This window comes from Enterobacter sp. 241F3 (assembly GCF_034106785.1).
In the GTDB taxonomy this organism is placed as follows: Bacteria; Pseudomonadota; Gammaproteobacteria; order Enterobacterales; family Enterobacteriaceae; genus Enterobacter; species Enterobacter vonholyi.
The window spans coordinates 376,707-391,993 of sequence record NZ_JAWNDD010000001.1 but is presented as its reverse complement, the minus strand read 5'-3'; the positions used below and the strand labels follow the sequence as shown (position 1 = coordinate 391,993).

Sequence of the window (15,287 nt, the reverse complement as noted above, 5' to 3'; positions counted from 1 at the left end):
GCTAATATGATTGGGAATAATCTCCCTGTACGGAAATGAATGTGAAGATATACGCAGCGATAACGCTACTGGCAGCAACACTGGTGGGGTGCGACAACAGCTCCGCGCCGCTGTCGTTTACGCCCGAGATGGCGAGTTTTTCAAACGAGTTTGATTTTGACCCGCTGCGCGGCCCGGTCAAAGACTTTACCCAGACGCTGTTCAACGAGAAAGGCGAAGTGTCCAAACGCGTCACCGGCACCGTGTCGGCGGAAGGGTGTTTCGATACGCTGGAGCTGCACGACCTGGAGGCCAACACCGGCGTGGCGCTGGTGCTGGATGCCAATTACTATCTTGACGCTGAAACCCAGCAGCGCAAAGTGAAGTTGCAGGGGAAATGCCAGCTGGCCGAACTGCCGTCAGCCGGGATAACGTGGGATACCGACGACAACGGTTTTGTGGTGGCGGCGCACGGCAAAGAGATGGAAGTGAAGTATCGCTACGACGCGGATGGCTACCCGCTGGGCAAAACCACCGTTTCCGGGGATCAGCACCTGTCCGTTCAGTCGACGCCGTCTAAAGATCTTCGCAAAAGAATGGATTACTCGGCCGTGAGCATGTTGAACGACAAGCCGCTGGGCAACGTGAAGCAGAGCTGCGATTACGACCGCCACAATAACCCGGTGAGCTGCGATCTGACGATCACGGACGACAGCGTCAAACCCGCCGTTGAGCGCAAGTACACCATCAAAAATACGATTGAATACTACTGAGAATAAAACCGCGCAGGTTACTGCGCGGTCGGTTTCAGCAGGCTGGCGCCAGACGGTTTATGTCCGGCCAGGTGCTGATGCTGGAAAATGCACATGCGAATGGTATTGCGGTATTCACCGTTAATAAAGAACTCGTGAATCAGCTCGCCTTCCACCATAAAGCCCAGCTTGCGGTAGATATGGATCGCTTTCTCGTTCTCTTTATCCACAATCAGGTAAAGCTTGTAGAGATTCAGAACGTTGAATCCGTAATCCATTGCCAGCTTAGCCGCCCGTGACGCAAGGCCTTTTCCCTGATGCTCAGGGGAAATGATGATCTGGAACTCCGCCCGACGGTGAACGTGGTTGATCTCAACCAGCTCCACCAGCCCGGCTTTTTCACCTTCACACTCCACTACAAAACGACGTTCACTCTGATCGTGAATGTGTTTATCGTAGAGATCGGACAGCTCGACAAACGCCTCGTAAGGCTCTTCGAACCAGTAGCGCATTACGCTGGCATTGTTGTCGAGCTGGTGCACAAAGCGCAGGTCTTCACGCTCCAGCGGACGGAGTTTGACGTCGCAGGACACCGACATTACGGGGCTACCGTGCGGCCAGTGCGGCGATCCAGGCAGCGCAGGGTGTTTGGCTCCCAGTAGGCATTGACGTTTGCACTTTGCTGACACTTATCGCGTGCGTCAAAAGCAACATCTTCTTTGTCCCACTCTTTTTCGGCACGTTTGTTGACCTTCTGGCGAAGGCTACGGGTGTCATTCCATTGTTCTTTGTCCATAGCGGCGTTCTGGCGGCTTTGCGCGCTGTCACCAGACTCAATAATGAGCTTGCTGGTTTCCGCTGTCGCAGAGGCGGCAAAGGCGAACGATGACAGCGCCAGCAGGGCTGTCAGACAAAGGCGTTTGCTTAATGTGGTCATAGCGTTTCCTTTTAAATGGGTGCAGGTAATCAGGTTACCCCGTACAGATTCTACACTAATGCGAAATGACGGCATACCCGCGGGGCAAGTATGGAAAAGTAAAGAGCATCATCAGGTATGATGGTTAAATAAATCCTCACCTGACGTGAAATATGCTTAAAACGACACTGCTTTTTTTTGCCACCGCGCTATGCGAAATCATCGGCTGCTTCCTGCCCTGGCTCTGGCTGAAAAAGGGGGGAAGCGCACTGCTTTTGATCCCGGCGGGCGTCGCGCTTGCCCTGTTTGTCTGGCTGTTAACGCTGCATCCGGCGGCCAGTGGTCGCGTTTACGCGGCTTACGGTGGTGTTTATGTGTGTACAGCGCTGCTGTGGTTGCGCGTCGTGGACGGCGTCAAGCTCAGCGTCTATGACTGGGCCGGGGCGCTGATTGCCCTGTGCGGTATGCTGATTATTGTGGTGGGATGGGGGCGCGCCTGAGCCCCCGGTTTTTGTGACCGTTAGCTGATTTTATGATCTTTATACTTGTATGGTAGTAGTGTAGTTGCGTAAATTTCCCGCATCACAACGAGCGATGTAAGGAAAAGAATTATGAAGATTGTCGCGGCTGACGTGTTTGTTACCTGCCCGGGGCGGAACTTTGTCACCCTTAAAATCACCACCGATGAGGGGATTGTCGGTCTCGGTGACGCTACGCTAAACGGGCGCGAGCTCTCCGTGGCCTCATACCTGAAGGATCACCTTTGCCCGCAGCTGATTGGCCGCGATGCGCACCGCATCGAAGACCTCTGGCAGTTTTTCTATAAAGGCGCCTACTGGCGTCGCGGTCCGGTTACCATGTCGGCCATCTCCGCCGTGGATATGGCGCTGTGGGATATCAAAGCCAAAGCGGCCAACATGCCGCTATACCAGCTGCTGGGCGGCGCCTCCCGGGAAGGGGTGATGGTCTATTGCCATACCACCGGCCACACCATTGACGACGTGCTGGAAGATTACGCCCGCCATAAAGAGATGGGCTTTAAGGCGATCCGCGTGCAGTGCGGCGTGCCGGGCATGAAAACCACCTACGGCATGGCCAAAGGGAAGGGGCTGGCCTACGAGCCTGCGACCAAAGGCGACTGGCCGGAAGAGCAGCTCTGGTCCACCGAAAAATACCTCGATTTCACGCCGAAGCTGTTCGACGCGGTGCGCAGTAAATTCGGCTTCAATGAACATCTTCTGCATGACATGCACCACCGCCTGACGCCCATCGAAGCGGCGCGCTTCGGCAAGAGCATCGAGGAATTCCGCATGTTCTGGATGGAAGACCCAACGCCTGCGGAAAACCAAGCCTGCTTCCGCCTGATCCGCCAGCATACCGTCACGCCGATTGCCGTGGGGGAAGTGTTTAACAGCATCTGGGACTGCAAGCAGCTCATCGAAGAGCAGCTCATCGACTATATCCGCACCACCATTACCCACGCGGGCGGGATCACCGGGATGCGTCGCATCGCGGACTTCGCCTCGCTCTACCAGGTGCGTACCGGTTCGCACGGTCCGTCCGATCTCTCGCCCGTGTGCCACGCCGCCGCGCTGCATTTCGACCTGTGGGTGCCGAACTTTGGCGTGCAGGAATTTATGGGCTACTCCGAACAGATGCTGGAGGTCTTCCCGCACAGCTGGCGCTTTGATAACGGCTATATGCATCCGGGGGATAAACCGGGGCTGGGCATCGAGTTTGATGAAAAGCTGGCGGCGAAATACCCCTACGATCCGGCCTATCTGCCGGTCGCCCGTCTCGAAGACGGCACGCTGTGGAACTGGTAAGCGAGGAGAGAACGATGAAAAGCGTAGTGATTCAGCAGCCAAACCAACTGGTGATTGAAGAGCGGCCACGCCCGGAACCAGGCGCAGGCGAAGTGCGCGTCAAGGTTAAACTGGCCGGGATTTGCGGTTCAGACAGCCACATTTACCGCGGGCATAACCCGTTTGCTAAGTACCCACGCGTCATTGGCCATGAGTTCTTTGGCGCGATCGACGCCGTAGGCGAGGGAGTTGATACTGCCCGCCTGGGCCAGCGCGTCTCGGTTGACCCGGTGATCAGCTGCGGGCACTGCTACCCGTGCTCCGTGGGAAAACCGAACGTCTGCACCTCGCTGGTGGTGCTGGGCGTTCACCGTGACGGCGGCTTCAGCGAATATGCGGCAGTACCTGCACAAAATGCCTGGCCCATTCCGGATGACATTCCTGATAAACACGCCGTCATGGTTGAGCCCTTCACCATCGCCGCCAACGTGACGGGGCAGGCCAGTCCCACCGGGCAGGACGTCGCGCTGATTTACGGCGCAGGTCCGATGGGGCTGGTCACCGTGCAGGCGCTGAAAGGCGTCTATCAGGTGAAGCAGGTTATCGTGGTTGACCGGATAGACGAGCGCCTGGCGATGGCCCGGCGCAGCGGCGCGGATTGGGTCTTTAATAACGGCGAGCAGTCGCTGCAGGCCGCGCTGGACGAAAAGGGCATTAAACCGACGTTAATCATTGATGCCGCCTGCCATCCAGCTATTTTGCAGGAAGCGATAACCCTGGCCTCTCCGGCAGCGCGCATCGTGCTGATGGGCTTTTCCAGCGAGCCGAGCCAGATTGTTCAGCAGGGCATCACCGGCAAAGAGCTGGCGATCTTCTCCTCGCGCCTCAATGCCAATAAATTCCCGGTCGTCATCGACTGGCTGAAGAAGGGGCTGATCGACCCGGAAAAACTGATCACCCATACCTTTGACTATCACCATGTAACAGACGCCATCGAACTGTTTGAAAAAGACCAGCGGCAGTGCTGCAAGGTCTTACTCACGTTCGGCCAATAATCAAATACGCGGTTAAGAGCCTGCGGAGACAGGCTCTGGTGGTACGCATCTTACCTTTCAGAGATAGCCATTATGACGCAAGCACAACCTCAAAGAACCACCTCCGATCTGGTGAAAGCCGCCGTTTCCGGCTGGCTGGGCACCGCTCTGGAGTTTATGGACTTTCAGCTTTACTCGCTGGGGGCCGCCCTGGTCTTTCATGAGATCTTCTTCCCGGAACAGTCCGCCGCGATGGCGCTGATCCTGGCGATGGGGACCTACGGCGCAGGCTATATCGCACGCATTGTCGGCGCCTTTATCTTCGGCAGAATGGGCGACAGCATTGGCCGTAAGAAGGTGCTGTTCATCACCATCACCATGATGGGGATCTGCACCACGCTGATTGGCGTCCTGCCGACCTACGCGCAGATCGGTATTTTTGCCCCGGTTCTGCTGGTGACGCTGCGCATCATTCAGGGCCTGGGCGCCGGGGCGGAGATCTCCGGGGCCGGGACCATGCTGGCGGAGTACGCGCCAAAAGGGAAACGCGGCATCATCTCCTCGCTGGTGGCGATGGGCACGAACTGCGGGACGCTAAGCGCCACGGCGATCTGGGCGGTGATGTTCTTTGCTCTCGATCGAGAAGAGCTGATTGCCTGGGGCTGGCGCGTGCCGTTCCTCGCCAGCGTCGTGGTGATGATCTTCGCCATCTGGCTGCGTATGAATCTCAAGGAGAGCCCGGTCTTTGAGAAAGTAAACGACGCACAAAGCGTGCAGCCGGATACGTCGCTGGGTTCGATGGTGAAAAGCAAATCCTTCTGGCTGGCGACCGGCCTGCGGTTTGGTCAGGCGGGTAATTCGGGTCTGATCCAGACGTTCCTTGCCGGGTATCTGGTCCAGACGCTGCTGTTCGATAAGGCCATCCCGACCGATGCGCTGATGGTAAGCTCCATTCTCGGGTTTATCTCCATCCCGCTGCTGGGCTGGCTTTCCGATAAAGTGGGGCGCCGTCTGCCGTATATTATTCTCAATATCTCCGCCATTCTGCTCGCCTACCCGATGCTGTCGATCATCGTCGATAAGAGCTATGCGCCGGGGACGATCATGCTCTCTATCATCGTTATCCATAACTTCGCCGTGCTGGGGCTGTTTGCGCTGGAAAATATCACTATGGCGGAGATGTTTGGCTCGCGAAATCGCTTTACGCGTATGGCCATCTCCAAAGAGGCGGGCGGTCTGGTGGCGGTGGGCTTTGGTCCGGTGCTGGCAGGGATCATCTGCAATATGACCGGCTCCTGGTGGCCCATTGTTGCCATGCTGGTGGCCTATTCCGCGATCGGGCTGGTCTCGGCGATCCTGATGCCGGAAGTGTGCGACCGTGATTTGAGCGCGGCGCATGACGCAGCCGAGTCTGCGCCAGAAGAGAGTGTGGGTTACGGTGCTGTCTCTTCGCGACGCTAGTGGTTTACAGCCTGCGTGACCTGTCACACAACTTTATTTTTATGTCACACCAGATGAGCAAAAGTTAATATATATCAAAAAATCAAACGGCAGTATCGGTATGGTTGATGGCAGTTCTCTTTTTACTCCAGCTGCCATTCTAGTTGGTGTAGTCAGCAGGCGCTGCCGCTTCAAAAAGAGCGGCAGCGATCCACAGCTTTCTAATTAACGAGTCTTAATCATGGAAAACACGTTATTACAGGCCAACGCGACGCTGCCTCAGTACGATCGCGACAGCCTCAAAGCACGCATTGTACATTTAGGCTTCGGCGCATTTCACCGGGCGCACCAGGCGGTGTACGCCGACATCCTTGCCGCTGAACACGGCAGCGACTGGGGCTATTGTGAAGTTAACCTGATTGGCGGCGAGCAGCAGATTGTCGATCTGAAGGCCCAGGATAATCTCTATACCGTGGCGGAGATGTCTGCCGATGCGTGGACTTCCCGCGTGGTGGGCGTGGTCAAAAAGGCGCTGCATGCGCAGGTTGACGGGCTGGAGACGGTGCTGGCGGCGATGTGCGAACCGCAGGTGGCGATTGTCTCGCTGACCATCACTGAGAAGGGGTACTGTCACTCACCGGCGACCGGGCAACTGATGCTCGATCATCCGTTTATCGTCGCAGACCTGCAAAACCCGCACCAGCCAACATCCGCGCCGGGTGTCGTCGTGGAAGCGCTCGCGCGCCGTAAGGCGGCGGGTCTGCCGGCGTTTAGCGTGATGTCCTGCGACAACATGCCGGAGAACGGTCACGTGATGCGAAATGTCACCTGCGCGTACGCCCGAGCGGTAAACGGTGAACTGGCGGACTGGATCGAATCCCACGTCACCTTCCCGTCAACTATGGTGGATCGCATCGTGCCCGCGGTCACTCCCGATACGCTGGATAAAATCGAACGGCTGACCGGCGTGCGCGATCCGGCGGCGGTGGCCTGTGAACCGTTCCGCCAGTGGGTGATCGAAGATAACTTTGTGGCGGGTCGGCCTGCGTGGGAAAAAGCCGGAGCCGAGCTGGTGTCGGACGTGATCCCGTTTGAAGAGATGAAGCTGCGCATGCTCAACGGCAGCCACTCGTTCCTGGCGTACCTGGGCTATCTGGCGGGCTATCAGCATATCAACGACTGCATGGAAGATAAGAACTACCGCCGCGCCGCGCACGCGCTGATGCTCAACGAGCAGGCGCCCACGCTGAAGGTCAAAGGCGTCGATTTAGGACGTTATGCCGATCTCCTGATTGCCCGCTACAGCAACCCGGCCCTGCGCCATCGGACCTGGCAAATTGCGATGGACGGCAGCCAGAAGCTTCCGCAGCGCATGCTGGATTCCGTGCGCTGGCACCTGGTGCATCAGAAGCCTTTCCCGCTGCTTGCACTGGGCGTGGCAGGCTGGATGCGCTATGTCGGCGGCGTGGACGAGCAGGGCAACGCGATTGACGTAAGCGACCCGCAGCTGGCTGTGATTCAGGCGACGGTGAAGGGCAGTGCGGAAGGGGAAAGCCGGGTCAGGGCGCTGCTCGGCCTTGAAGCCATCTTTGGCAAGGAGTTACCGCGTGAAGCCGTCTTTGTTGACGCGGTGATGAAGGCCTACCTGACGCTGCTGCAAAAGGGAGCGAAAGCGACCGTGGAGCAGTACGTGTCTCAACGGTAATTCAGCACATGCCGCCGTGCGCGGCGGCATGTCCGCGCACCGTTTAGTGCATACCCAGGCGAATCAGCTCAATCGGTTCGAACTTACCTTCGCATCCTTCCACTTCAACCGTTTTGCTGCGGCGCACCTGCGCGGCATCCAGCCCGTCGCTGTGGATCGCTTTAATCACGCCAGTTTTGCCCGTGCCGCTAATCATGACGCGGCTGCCGGTGGTGATTGCATTGCGGTTACGGTCGTATGTCATCATGGTATTTTCTCCTCTCTAACCTGTTCGTTACGGCGTTATTTCAGGGGTGCCGTTCACGGAGCATATAAATACGCCTGTCTGCATCACATGTTTTTGTTTTTGATCAAACTCACACTTTTTTCTTTATTGTGCCGGGCGCTGACGGTTCACTACAGCAATTTACAAAGCAGACCGTTATTTTCATTAAATGATAGTTTCAGCAGGGAAGCGTTGAGGGTTGGTTTATATTCCTGATGCCATTCTGGGTACAGGAAATAACCCTTTCATCGGAATAAGGAGTCAGGCTTATGTATAAGAAGATTTTGATGCCTGTTGATGTGTTTGAAATGGATTTGAGCGACAAAGCGGTTCGCCACGCGGCAAACCTTGCGAAGGCGGAGGGCGCCTCGATTACCCTGGTCAATATTCTGCCGGCCAGCAGCCGATCCCTGCTGCGTGGATTTAACGCCGATATTAAAAAGTTCGAAGAGTATATGACGGAGGAATCCGGTAAAAAGATGAACGCGTTAAAAAGACTTTTCGATATTTCGCCGGAGAAAATTGACAGCCTGGTTCGCTTTGGCAACGTCCGCGATGAAATCATCAGGCTGAGCAAAGAAGGGGAATATGACGCGATCGTCATCGGGTCGAAAAATCCGGGCATCAGCACCCATCTGCTGGGGTCAAATGCGGAATCTATCCTGCGCTACGCCACTATTCCGGTGTTAGTCGTTCGCTAAACCCATCGCCGCGTCCGAAAGGGGCGGCGAATATTACTCTTCGCTAAACCACTCGCTATTTTCCTGACGAATCAGCTGCACGGATTCGCTAATTTCCTGCAGATGCAGCGTCATCGCTTTTTCCACGCCGTCCGGGTCGCGTTTTTCCAGCGCGCTGAAAATATCATGATGCTGTCGGAGCAGCATTTCCGGCGGGGAGACGTGATCGAGGCTCATATAACGCACGCGGTCGATGGTGGCCTTGATGTTTTCGATGGTGTCCCAGGCAAGCTGGCAATCCGCAATCTGCGCCAGTTTCTGGTGGAATTCATCATCAAGCTGGAAGAAATCATTCAGCTGCTTACGGTCAATCGCAATTCGCTGCTGATGCAGGTTTTGCTCCAGCAGATAACACTGGTTGTCGTTGATGAGCGTTGCGGCACGGCGCGCCACCGCGCACTCAATGGCCTGGCGAACAAAACAGCCGTTGCGCACCTGAGAGAGTGAAATTTTGTTCACGTAGCTGCCGCGCTGCGGGCGGATCTGAATCAGACCGTTTTCAGCAAGCTTAATAAACGCTTCACGCACCGGCTGACGGGAAACGTCAAAACGCACGGACACCTCTTTTTCAGAAAGCGGCGTTCCCGGAGGGATCAGGCAATGGACTATATCACGTCGCAAAATGCGATAGATTTGCTGGTTTACGGGCTGGGTGGGGTTGAGTTGCGATTCAGCGGCCATGAGTTGTCATTTCTCAGAGAGTTAGCCTGAACATACTACCATTCTTTTATAGACCGAAACAGACCCGGCCCGCAGGCCGGGAAGGGCTGATTTAGCCGCGATGGACGCTCAGTCCGGCAAAACTCTGGCTGACCGGCATCATTTCTACTGTATTGATGTTGACGTGTTTTGGCAGCGTCGCCACCCACCAGACCGTTTCGGTGACATCTTCCGGCGTCAGGGCGTTAGCGTTTTCGTAGGTTTTGTCTGCTTTCGCGTCATCGCCCTTGAAGCGCACGTTGGAAAACTCGGTGCCGCCCACGAGGCCCGGCTCGATGTCGGTGACGCGAATGGCGGTGCCGTGCAGATCGGTCCGCAGGTTAAGGCTGAACTGGCGCACAAACGCTTTCGTCGCGCCGTAGACGTTGCCGCCCGCATAAGGCCAGCTTCCGGCGGTGGAGCCGATATTGATAATGTGGCCGCGATTACGTTCAACCATGCCCGGCAGCACCGCGCGGGTCATATAGACCAGCCCTTTATTGTTGGTGTCGATCATGTTTTCCCAGTCTTCCACGCTGGCTTTATGGGCGGGCTCCATGCCCAGCGCCAGACCGGCATTGTTGACCAGCACGTCGATGGCGCGCCACTCGGCGGGCAGGTTAGCAATCATCTCTTCAATCGCCGCGCGGTTACGCACGTCCAGCTGCGCGGTCAGGATGCTGTCGCCTAATTCGTCCTTCAGCTCCTGCAGACGTTCCTGACGACGGCCGGTCGCAATAACCTTGTGCCCGTTGGCGACGAAGCGACGCGTGATGCTTTCACCAAAACCTGCCGTTGCCCCGGTAACTAAAATAATCATCTCACTGTTCCTCAACGCTTTTTGTGTTGTACTAACATAGCACGGCCGCAGAGGGTGCGTTAAGGCAACATTTGTATGACGGCGTTGCAGGGGATGGCGGCCTGGCCTACTCTGGGAGGATACCCGTACTCAGGAGCGAAAGATGACGGCCACGAATCCTTTTTTTGAAATCAGCCTGCTGCCTTACCAGGCACCCCATTTTGATAAGATCGACGACAGCCACTATCGTCCAGCCTTCGATGAAGCCCTTCGCCAGAAGCGGGCGGACATTAACGCTATTGTCTCTCAGGCCGCGGCGCCTGACTTCACGAACACCGTGCTGGCGCTGGAGAAAAGCGGCGCTTTGCTCGCGCGCGTCAGCAGCGTGTTCTTCGCCATGACTTCCGCGCACACCAATCCGTATTTACAGGAGCTGGAAGAACAGTTCTCCACCGAGCTTGCCGCGCTGGCAAACGATATCTGGCTGAATGATGTGCTGTTCGCCCGCGTGGAAAGCGTCTGGCAGGACCGTGCCGCGCTGGACGCCGAATCCCGTCGTCTGGTCGAGGAGACGTATCAGCGGTTTATTCTGGCCGGTGCGCGTCTGAATGAGACGGAAAAGGCCGAGCTGAAGGCACTGAATACCGAGGCTGCCTCCCTGACCAGCCAGTTTAACCAGCGCCTGCTGGCTGCCGATAAAACGGGTGGGCTGGTGGTGGATTACGCGCACCAGCTTGACGGGCTCAGCGCCGGTGAAATCGCGGACGCCGCGCAGGCTGCCGCGGAGCGAGGGCTGAACGATCGCTGGCTGATCCCGCTTCTGAACACCACTCAGCAGCCCGCGCTTTCCGCGCTGCGCAATCGTCAGACCCGCGAAAACCTTTTCAACGCAGGCTGGACGCGCACCCAGAAAGGGGATGAAAACGACACTCGCGAGCTGATCCTTCGTCTGACGGCGCTGCGCGCGCGGCAAGCCCGCCTGCTGGGCTTTGAGGATTACGCCAGCTGGAGCATCGCCGATCAGATGGCGAAAACCCCGGCCGCCGCGCTGGAATTTATGCGCGGCATTGTGCCTGCCGCGCGCGCCCGCGCGGAACGCGAGCAGGCCGACATTCAGAAAGTCATTGACGATGAGCAGGGCGATTTCACCGTCCAGGCCTGGGACTGGGCGTTTTATGCCGAGCGCGTGCGCCAGGCAAAATATGCCCTTGATGAGTCGCAGATCAGGCCCTACTTTGCGCTCAATACCGTGCTGCAGGATGGCGTTTTCTGGGCCGCCAGCCAGCTGTTTGGTATTCGCTTCGTCGAGCGCTTTGATATCCCGGTGTATCATCCGGACGTCCGCGTATGGGAAATTCTCGACCACACCGGTGAGGGCATGGCGCTGTTTTACGGCGACTTCTTTGCCCGCGACTCCAAGCAGGGCGGGGCCTGGATGGGGAATTTCGTCGAACAATCCTTCGAGTTTGCTGCCCGTCCGGTTATCTACAACGTCTGTAACTACCAAAAACCGACGAATGGCGGGATCGCGCTTCTCTCGTGGGATGACGTGATCACCCTGTTCCACGAGTTTGGCCATACGCTGCACGGTCTTTTTGCCAGCCAGCGTTTCGCCACGCTTTCCGGCACCAATACGCCGCGTGATTTCGTTGAGTTTCCGTCGCAAATCAACGAGCACTGGGCCAGCCATCCACAGGTGTTTACCCATTATGCGCGCCATTACGAAACCGGGGAGCCGATGCCGGACGCGCTGCGGGAAAGCATGCTCAACGCGACCCATTTCAACAAGGGTTATGACATGACGGAGCTGCTGGCTGCCGCGCTGCTGGACATGAACTGGCACGGCATCGGCGAGGCCGTTTCGGACGTTGAAGGCTTTGAAGCGGCAGCGTTGAAAAAAGAAGGGCTGGATCTGCCCGCCGTACCGCCGCGCTACCGCAGCAGCTATTTTGCCCATATTTTCGGCGGCGGGTACGCGGCGGGGTATTACGCCTACCTGTGGACGCAGATGCTGGCGGATGATGGCTATCAATGGTTTGTCGAGCAGGGCGGCTTAACTCGTGAAAACGGGCAAAAATTCCGCGAGGCGATTTTGTCTCGTGGTAACAGCACGGATCTGGCTGAACTTTATCGCAGCTGGCGCGGGCGCGATCCGAAGATTGAACCGATGCTGGAGAATCGCGGGTTGAGCGAATAGCGACAGTTTCGTCAGAAAAAAGAGCCGGGCTTTACGCCCGGTTTTTTAATTTCATCTTGCTGGTAAATGCTTCAGCAAAAAAGTTTTAACAGGCATTCTTTATAAATAAAAAATGTGAGATTAAAACTCGCTTCTACCGGTATATATAATTTCCAAGTGTAGTCTGTAAGTGAGTGAATAATTAATACTTTGATCTGGATTGTAAAAATAAAAAATCTTTTAACTGCGAATTTTTAGCTATAAATTTTTATTATTTTGTGCCGATAAATGAAAATGGCATAAGAATCGACGCAGTAGCAGTCAAGAAGGCGAAAGATGACCCTACCTCTGAACAATCCGGGCTTCACGGATACCGAGCCTTCTAAAGGCCTGATAAATAAAACTTTTAGCTATATAGTAACGTTGTTGATAAGTATTTTTATTGCAGCAATAATTTCCCTGCTCATAATAAAAGATAATGTTAATGAAATCAGCGACAAGCACGATGAATTTTTGCTAAGGAAGGCCCTGGATACCCGCCAGGAAAACATGCGAAGTCATTTGAAAGACAATGCCGAGTGGGGAGATGCCTACAAACATCTTCATCTGACCACAGACGTTCACTGGGCATGGGATAAGCAGAATCTGGGCAAGTCCCTGTATGACAACTTTGGCTACGAAGGGGTGTTTGTTCTCTCTCCGGAAGGGAGCACGCGATACAGCGTGGTTGACGGGAAACTGAAGCTTCAGGATCTGGAGCGCTGGTTAGACAAATCAACCAAAGACCGTTTACTGCATGAGATAAGCATAAAAAATGGATTGCCGGTTTCTGTACTAACGCTTATCAATTCGGTCCCGGCCATTGTTTCTGCCGAATGGATAACGACCGGCGATGATACGAGCGTGCAACCCTTACCGGGGAAACCTTCGACAATGGTGTTTATAGATAAGTTAACGGCTAAAAAACTCCTCACGATTGGGCAGGATGCCGGCATTCTGAATGTTCGTACCTCACCGTCTACAGTGACTTCTCAAATAAATAATCAGACGGAATTTACCTTAAGTACCCAGAATGGTGATGTGCAAATTATCTGGGACGGTGAAAATCCCGGCCAGGCGTTGATAATTTATTTTTTGCCATTACTCATTCTTTCAGTCGTTCTGACGGTATCAATGACGCTAATATTAATGCGTCATATTATGCACAAGGCGAGAATGCTTGACGAAAATAGCTTTCTCCTAGAGCAGGCGCGATTAAATCTAATTACGAGTGAAAAACGATTCCGGGACGTCAGTGAAACAACCAGCGACTGGTTCTGGGAAACAGATTTATCGTTAAAGATAACATGGCTGTCAGGTCGTTTTACTACAATAACGGGATATGAAAATAGCAAATGGATAGGCCGCAGCCTGGATGAACTCTTTCCGTCGACAAGCGGGTTATCACATGCCTGTGCCAGCCAGCGGGACTTAACTGAGCGCTTTGAATTTAAAAACTGTCCTTATACTCACGCGCATCAAACCACGTCATATTGCACGCTCCTGGCAAAATTTTCTGCTCAGCCTGATGGAGCGGTGGTTTTGCGAGGCGCGGCAACCGATGTCTCTCAGGAAGTTGAAGCAACAAAACGTGTGGAGTTTCTGTCACGTCATGATGAATTAACCGGTCTGCCGAACCGCTATCATATTAAGGAATTTCTGGCAGGCCAGCTGGCAAAAGAAGACCTTAACCATTATCCCTTTGCCATGATTTGCCTCGATTTAGACAAGTTTAAACCCGTCAATGATATTTTTGGGCACTCCACTGGGGATGCTCTGCTCGGTGAGGTCGCTTCACGTCTTAAATATTGCGTTCGACGAGGTGATTTTGTCGCACGGCAGGGAGGGGATGAATTTATGATTCTCCTCGGCAACACCAGCCAGCAAGACCAGATTGAAGAGGTATGTCGCCGCATCGTGCAAGAACTGAACCGACCTTTTTCCATTGAAGGGAATGAGGTAGCGATAGGCGTAAGCATGGGCATTGCACAGGCTCCCCGGGATAGCAGCAGCGCAAACGATCTTCTACGCTATGCAGATATTGCGCTGTATCAGGCAAAGCAATCCGGCAGAAACCGATGGGTCTATTATCGCCCGGATATGTCGGAAAAGCTGACCGAACGCAGGAAACTGGAATTAGAGCTGAAGACCGCGATTCGCGAAGAACAACTCTGCCTGGTTTACCAGCCCCGTTATAACCTCCGGTATTCTAAAATAGAGGCCGTCGAAGCGCTGGTACGCTGGCAGCACCCGACTCGGGGGACCATAATGCCCGACCAGTTTATTCCGCTGGCAGAAGAAACCGGGCTTATTATTAGCCTGAGCAACTGGGTCATACGCAAAGCGTGTGCGGAAACGAAAGAAAAATTGCCGGGATTATCGGTATCCGTAAATATTTCTGCTATCGAATTCCAGGCAAGCGATCTTGCTGAAAGGATTAAAGAGCTACTTCGCGAAACAGGGCTTGAATCCAACCGCCTGGAAATAGAAGTGACGGAAAACGTAACGCTTTCCGATCCTGAAAAAACGCTGCAGACCATGAAGTCTCTCAAAAAAATGGGCGTGCGCATTCTGATTGACGATTTCGGAACCGGCTACGCCTCTCTGAGCTATCTGCGGAAGTTTCAGTTTGATGGGCTTAAGCTCGACAAGAGCTTTATTTTTACCCTGGGTGACTCGCCGCAGAACCAGTCAGTCGTGGAGAAAATTATCGACCTGGGGAAAGCCTATTCCATGGCGGTAACCGCAGAAGGGGTGGAGACCGTCGAACAGCTTGCTTTTCTTAAAGAAAATAAATGTGATGAGGTTCAGGGCTACCTGCTTGGAAAACCGGTCGCCATTACGGACTTAAATTTAAACGCAAGCAGAGTAAATCTCTAAATCGCGTTTTCACTCAGGGAAGCGTAACTGAAAAACCGGGCTTCTCGCCCGGTTGAGT

General features: G+C 54.8%; 14 protein-coding genes. 9 read left to right on the top strand and 5 right to left on the bottom strand.

Features of this window, described 5'->3' with window-relative positions:
- The first annotated feature begins 41 nt into the window (after positions 1-41).
- Positions 42-752, top strand: a complete 711-nt coding sequence (locus tag UR504_RS01760; RefSeq protein ID WP_320739250.1) for a YnfC family lipoprotein — start codon at positions 42-44, stop codon at positions 750-752.
- Positions 753-769: 17 nt separating this feature from the next.
- Here UR504_RS01760 and speG read toward each other — a convergent pair whose 3' ends face one another.
- Positions 770-1,330 (bottom strand): spermidine N1-acetyltransferase, encoded by a 561-nt coding sequence (gene speG, locus UR504_RS01755; RefSeq protein WP_048030664.1) that lies wholly within the window; start codon positions 1,328-1,330, stop codon positions 770-772.
- On the bottom strand, positions 1,330-1,668 hold the full coding sequence (locus UR504_RS01750; RefSeq protein WP_008502414.1) for a DUF1283 family protein: 339 nt from the start codon (positions 1,666-1,668) through the stop codon (positions 1,330-1,332). Before UR504_RS01750 ends, speG begins: the two co-directional genes overlap by 1 nt.
- 152 nt (positions 1,669-1,820) lie before the next feature.
- Between UR504_RS01750 and UR504_RS01745 the strand changes: the two genes are divergently transcribed.
- The 5 genes from UR504_RS01745 (at position 1,821) to UR504_RS01725 (ending at position 7,631) form a co-directional block, all read left to right on the top strand.
- Positions 1,821-2,147, top strand: a complete 327-nt coding sequence (locus UR504_RS01745; protein WP_320739248.1) for a YnfA family protein — start codon at positions 1,821-1,823, stop codon at positions 2,145-2,147.
- A 111-nt stretch (positions 2,148-2,258) separates the two neighbouring features.
- Positions 2,259-3,473 (top strand): D-mannonate dehydratase ManD, encoded by a 1,215-nt coding sequence (manD, locus tag UR504_RS01740; RefSeq protein ID WP_320739246.1) that lies wholly within the window; start codon positions 2,259-2,261, stop codon positions 3,471-3,473.
- 14 nt (positions 3,474-3,487) lie between these two features.
- The gene (locus tag UR504_RS01735) at positions 3,488-4,507 is read left to right on the top strand and encodes a Zn-dependent oxidoreductase (RefSeq protein ID WP_320739244.1); all 1,020 of its coding nucleotides are present in this window, start codon (positions 3,488-3,490) and stop codon (positions 4,505-4,507) included.
- Positions 4,508-4,579: 72 nt separating this feature from the next.
- A complete protein-coding gene (locus UR504_RS01730; protein ID WP_127730647.1) occupies positions 4,580-5,947 on the top strand; it encodes an MFS transporter in 1,368 nt (455 codons plus the stop codon).
- Positions 5,948-6,167: 220 nt separating this feature from the next.
- Entirely contained in the window at positions 6,168-7,631 is a 1,464-nt protein-coding gene (locus UR504_RS01725) for a mannitol dehydrogenase family protein (RefSeq protein ID WP_320739242.1), read from the top strand.
- A 43-nt stretch (positions 7,632-7,674) separates the two neighbouring features.
- Here the strand turns inward: UR504_RS01725 and ydfZ are convergent, their stop codons facing one another.
- Entirely contained in the window at positions 7,675-7,878 is a 204-nt protein-coding gene (ydfZ, locus tag UR504_RS01720; protein WP_014883679.1) for a putative selenium delivery protein YdfZ, read from the bottom strand.
- Positions 7,879-8,165: 287 nt separating this feature from the next.
- On the opposite strand from ydfZ, the gene UR504_RS01715 reads away from it, so the two are divergent.
- Positions 8,166-8,597 carry a universal stress protein gene (locus UR504_RS01715; protein WP_111965759.1) on the top strand — a complete coding sequence of 144 codons (432 nt, stop codon included), beginning with the start codon at positions 8,166-8,168 and terminating at the stop codon, positions 8,595-8,597.
- 33 nt (positions 8,598-8,630) lie between these two features.
- On the opposite strand, the gene UR504_RS01710 is transcribed toward UR504_RS01715, so the two are convergent.
- Both UR504_RS01710 and ydfG read right to left on the bottom strand, forming a co-directional pair.
- Positions 8,631-9,317: a GntR family transcriptional regulator gene (locus tag UR504_RS01710; RefSeq protein ID WP_014883681.1), complete on the bottom strand. Its 687-nt coding sequence runs from the start codon at positions 9,315-9,317 to the stop codon at positions 8,631-8,633.
- 91 nt (positions 9,318-9,408) lie between these two features.
- Complete coding sequence (gene ydfG / locus UR504_RS01705; RefSeq protein ID WP_023292548.1) at positions 9,409-10,155, bottom strand: bifunctional NADP-dependent 3-hydroxy acid dehydrogenase/3-hydroxypropionate dehydrogenase YdfG; 747 nt, start codon at positions 10,153-10,155, stop codon at positions 9,409-9,411.
- 142 nt (positions 10,156-10,297) lie between these two features.
- On the opposite strand from ydfG, the gene dcp reads away from it, so the two are divergent.
- On the top strand, positions 10,298-12,331 hold the full coding sequence (gene dcp / locus UR504_RS01700; protein ID WP_302234866.1) for a peptidyl-dipeptidase Dcp: 2,034 nt from the start codon (positions 10,298-10,300) through the stop codon (positions 12,329-12,331).
- 315 nt (positions 12,332-12,646) lie between these two features.
- Positions 12,647-15,229, top strand: coding sequence for an EAL domain-containing protein (locus tag UR504_RS01695; RefSeq protein WP_302234868.1), 2,583 nt, complete (start codon positions 12,647-12,649; stop codon positions 15,227-15,229).
- Positions 15,230-15,287: the final 58 nt, after the last annotated feature.